The following is a 4,502-nucleotide window of genomic DNA, read 5'->3' as shown; positions in this document are numbered from 1 at the left end:
GGGTCCTGGCATTGAGGTAGCGCTCCTTGGCGTCTTCCGGCAGGGTCTGGAAGAGCACATTTTCTACCGATTTCACGATGAGTTCAATGGCGATCAGGATGAGCAGTACCATGAACAGGAACAACTGTACCATGGGATACGCTATGAAAGCCGGCTTATCGCCAGCATCCACGTAATACTCGACAAGGCCGAAAATGAAGAAGAAAATTAAGGGGATCCTGATCCACCAGGGGGTTGTATTTCTCATGTCGTTTTATTTTGGTTGATTATCATCTAGGGGGATTTCACTTACTTCTTTGATATGCTCTTTTGAGGCCGTAAAGACCCACCAGAACAACAGGGCAAAGAAGACAAAAAAGATCAGCAGGGAGATCATGGGGTATGTGGCTATCCCATCTATACTCTCCATATGGTTTTTTACGAATTTCAGCATGACTTATTTGTTTTCAGTTAAAAGTTGATCGGTCTCCTTGACCTTTATATCGGTTCCCAGGCGTTGGAGGTAGGCGATCAGGGCTACGATCTCGCGGTCTTTCATTTCCACGAATTCCCTGCCTTCCTCCCTGGCCCTGGCCTTGTCTTCTTCATAGGTCCTGGCAAAGTCGGGATCTGTATACAGGTTTTTCTCGATCTGCAATGCCTGTTCTTCCATAGAAGCGAAGGCATTGCTGATATCCTCCTCTGTATAAGGAACACCGAGGGATACCATGGCCCGCATCTTGTCCTGAATCGCACTGCGGTCGTGTTCGTCCCTTACCAGCCACTGGTAGGCTGGCATGATGGATCCGGCAGACATGCTCTGGGGATCGTACATATGGTTCAGGTGCCAGTTATCGGAGTACTTGCCTCCCACGCGCAGCAGGTCTGGCCCGGTACGTTTACTGCCCCAGAGGAAGGGGTGGTCATAGACAAACTCCCCTGCTTTGGCGTATTCCCCGTAGCGTTCCACCTCGCTTCGGAAAGGCCGAACCATTTGGGAGTGGCAGCTGACGCAGCCTTCGCGTATATACAGGTCGCGCCCCTCCAATTCAAGCGGGGTATAGGGTTTTACGCTGGTGATGGTCGGGATATTTGATTTCACCAGGATGGTAGGAACGATCTGTATGATCCCTCCGATGAGAATGGCTATGGTGGCCAGTATGGTCAGTTGTATGGGTTTGCGCTCCAACCAGGTGTGGAAGGTTTCACCCACCGTCCTCCTGGAAGATACCCGGGTGAGGGCAGGAGCCTCTGCTTTCTCATCGACCACGGCGCTGCCAGAGCGAATGGTGACCACTATATTGTAAAGCATGACGATAAAACCGATGATGTAGAGGGATCCGCCTATGGCCCTCATCCAGTACATGGGCATGATCTCATTTACAGTCTCCAGGAAGTTCCCGTATACAAGGCTGCCATCAGGGTTGAAGTCTTTCCACATCAGGGCCTGTGTAAATCCGGCCACGTACATAGGCAGGGCATACAGGATGATTCCCAGGGTACCGATCCAGAAATGAAAGTTGGCCATGGGTAAAGAATGCAGACGGGTCTTGAACATTTTTGGCACCAGCCAGTAGATCATACCAAAGGTGAGGAACCCGTTCCAGGCAAGGGCCCCCACATGCACGTGGGCAATGACCCAGTCACTGAAGTGAGCAATGGCATTGACGTTCTTCAGGGAGAGCATAGGGCCTTCAAACGTGGCCATACCGTATCCGGTGATGGCGACCACCATAAATTTCAGGGTGGGGTCTATGCGCACCTTGTCCCATGCGCCCCTGAGGGTCAGCAGACCGTTGATCATACCACCCCAGGAGGGTGCGATCAGCATTACGGAAAAGGCCACTCCCAGGTTCTGTGCCCAGTCTGGTAAAGCAGAGTACAGCAAGTGGTGAGGTCCGGCCCAGATATAGATAAAGATCAGGGACCAGAAGTGTACGATAGAAAGGCGGTAGGAATAGACCGGCCTGTTGGCTGCCTTGGGTACAAAATAATACATGAGTCCCAGGAAGGGGGTGGTCAGGAAGAAAGCCACGGCATTATGTCCGTACCACCACTGCACCAGGGCGTCCTGTACACCGGCGTAAACGGAATAGCTCTTAAGTGCGCTGATAGGCAGTTCCAGGCTGTTGAAAATATGAAGTACCGCTACGGTGACAAAGGTGGCCAGGTAGAACCAGATGGCTACATACAAGTGCCTCTGGCGCCTTTTGATCATGGTGCCGATAAGGTTCCAGCCAAAGGCTACCCAGATCACGGCGATGGCCAGGTCTATGGGCCATTCCAGTTCTGCGTATTCCTTGGAAGTTGTGTACCCCAGGGGCAAGGTAACCGCCGCAGCCACAATGATGGCCTGCCATCCCCAGAAATTCAGATGGCTCAGAAAGTCGCTGAACATGCGCGCTTTGAGCAATCGCTGGGTGGAGTAGTAGACCCCGGCAAAGATGGCATTGCCGACAAAGGCAAAGATGACCGCATTGGTGTGCAGCGGCCTCAGCCTCCCGAAACTCAGCCAGGAGATCCCATCCGTGAGGTTGGGGAACATAAACATAAAGGCCAGCAAAAGGCCTACCAGCATACCAATGATCCCCCAGAACAGGGTGGCATAGATAAATTTCTTTACGATCTGGTTGTCGTAACTAAATTGCTGTACTTCCATAATTACAATTGTTTGCTTTTAGAATTGGTCTTTCGGGTTTCAGGAGCAATGGGCTCTGTGGAATCATCGGTTTTGAGCAATTCGTCCTCAAAGAGCATCCGTACCGATGGGGTATAGGCATCTTCGTATTGTCCGCTCCTTACAGAATGGATAAAGGCGATAAAAAAAAGGACTGCTACCACTATACTAATGGTGAGTAACACATAAATAACACTCATACCTACCTGAATTCCGGTGTAAAACTACCTCGGCTCAAACCCCCAAAAAATGACATAAATCAGGTTTTATTATTTAATTTTTCTTCCTGCCCAGTTGGTCGCCAGGGTGGTAAAGGCCACTATACTGATCGAGCTCAGGGGCATGAGGATCGCTGCCACAACGGGCATCAACTGTCCGGTTACTGCGAAATACAACCCGATGAGGTTGTAGAACAGTGACAGGACAAAACTCATTTTGATAATTCGCATCGCCTGCTTTGAGGCCTCCACATAAGTACCCAGGAATGCAAATTTTCCCGCATCCAGGATACCGTCACAGGCCGGGGAAAAGACATTGATGTCTTCTGAGAGTGCAATGCCCACATCGCTCTGAACCAGGGCCCCGGCATCGTTCAGGCCGTCACCGACCATCATGACCTTTTTACCAGAATCCTGCAGGGATCGGACAAAGAACAATTTATCTTCAGGACTCTGGTTGAAATACATAGGCGTCATGTTCGGTAAAAGGGCCTCCAGCCGGTTTCTCTCCCCCTCGTGATCCCCGGAGAGGACCCCTATCTCCATCTGTCCACCCAGTTCTGACATGAGTTGGGAAATCCCGTCCCTGTAGTGGCTGTGAAGGATAAAATGCCCCTTGTATCTTTCATTTGTACTCAGGTGGACCACCGATTTGTCAGGGGCAGTCGAGGTGCAGTTCCCGACAAATTCTGAGGAACCTATCTTTATGCACGCATCCCCTTTGCTCCCGTACAGGCCTTGTCCCAGGTGTTCTTCATAGGAGTCGAGAACGGTAATATCCTGTTCTTTGAGCAGGTTATAGAGAGACCGGCTCAAAGGGTGATTGGAAGCCCTCAGGGTGCTCTTCAACAGGGATTTTTCCTCTGATGAAAGTTCATTTCCCTCGTATTCTATCTGGTCGTGCCTCCGGGTAGTCAGCGTCCCCGTCTTATCAAAGATCACCGTGTTAATGGTCGCCAGTTTCTCGATCACGACCGCATCCTTGAGGTAAAATTTACGCTTGCCGAAAATGCGCAGCATATTGCCCATGGTAAAAGGTGCAGCCAGGGCAATGGCACAGGGACAGGCGATGATCAGGACGGCGGTGACGACATTCCAGATCACAGCAGGATCGGTGAATGCCCAGTAAAGCCCTGATACAAGAGCAATAGTAAGGACCGCCAGGGTAAAACTTTTTCCGATGCGGTCTGTCAGCGTCTTGAACTTGCTTTCAGATTTCTCGCCGAATACGGAGTGACTCCACAGCCGGGTGAGATAGCTCTGAGAGACATTTTCAATGGCCAGCAATTCTATGGGTCCCCTGAGCTGCTTACCACCTGCAAATAGCTTTTCACCTTTTGTGATATGGACAGGCCTGGCTTCCCCGGTGACGAAACTGTAGTCAATTTCCGCATCTCCGGTCTCGAGTACCCCGTCCACAGGTATGATCTCCCCGTGCCTGATCAGGAGTCGGTCGCCTTTGATCACCCGATTCACCTGTACGATCTCCTCTTTACCATGCTGGTCAAATCGGGTAACTGCTACCGGGAAATAAGATTTATAATCCCTTTCAAAAGAGAGGAAGGAATAGGTTCGTTTTTGAAAATACTTCCCCAGCAGGAGAAAGAAGACGAGTCCGCTCAAACTGT

At 50.7% G+C, this 4,502-nt stretch carries 4 protein-coding genes and 1 pseudogene; all 5 read right to left on the bottom strand.

The genetic code is table 11. The features are described from left to right. A pseudogene (locus tag ABYP73_RS11645) lies at positions 1–247 on the bottom strand (cytochrome C oxidase subunit III); the annotation flags it as partial. A gap of 6 nt (positions 248–253) precedes the next feature. Next, complete coding sequence (locus ABYP73_RS11640) at positions 254–433, bottom strand: CcoQ/FixQ family Cbb3-type cytochrome c oxidase assembly chaperone (protein ID WP_188369829.1); 180 nt, start codon at positions 431–433, stop codon at positions 254–256. 3 nt (positions 434–436) lie between these two features. Beyond that, the gene (gene ccoN, locus ABYP73_RS11635) at positions 437–2,638 is read right to left on the bottom strand and encodes a cytochrome-c oxidase, cbb3-type subunit I (RefSeq protein WP_372944607.1); all 2,202 of its coding nucleotides are present in this window, start codon (positions 2,636–2,638) and stop codon (positions 437–439) included. A gap of 2 nt (positions 2,639–2,640) precedes the next feature. After that, positions 2,641–2,856 (bottom strand): cbb3-type cytochrome oxidase assembly protein CcoS, encoded by a 216-nt coding sequence (gene ccoS, locus ABYP73_RS11630; protein ID WP_372944608.1) that lies wholly within the window; start codon positions 2,854–2,856, stop codon positions 2,641–2,643. A gap of 69 nt (positions 2,857–2,925) precedes the next feature. Next, positions 2,926–4,502: heavy metal translocating P-type ATPase (locus ABYP73_RS11625; RefSeq protein WP_372974436.1), on the bottom strand; the 1,577-nt coding region annotated here is incomplete at its 5' end.

The organism is Muriicola sp., assembly GCF_041567615.1.
In the GTDB taxonomy this organism is placed as follows: Bacteria; Bacteroidota; Bacteroidia; order Flavobacteriales; family Flavobacteriaceae; genus Muriicola.
This window is presented reverse-complemented; position numbering and strand designations above follow the sequence as displayed.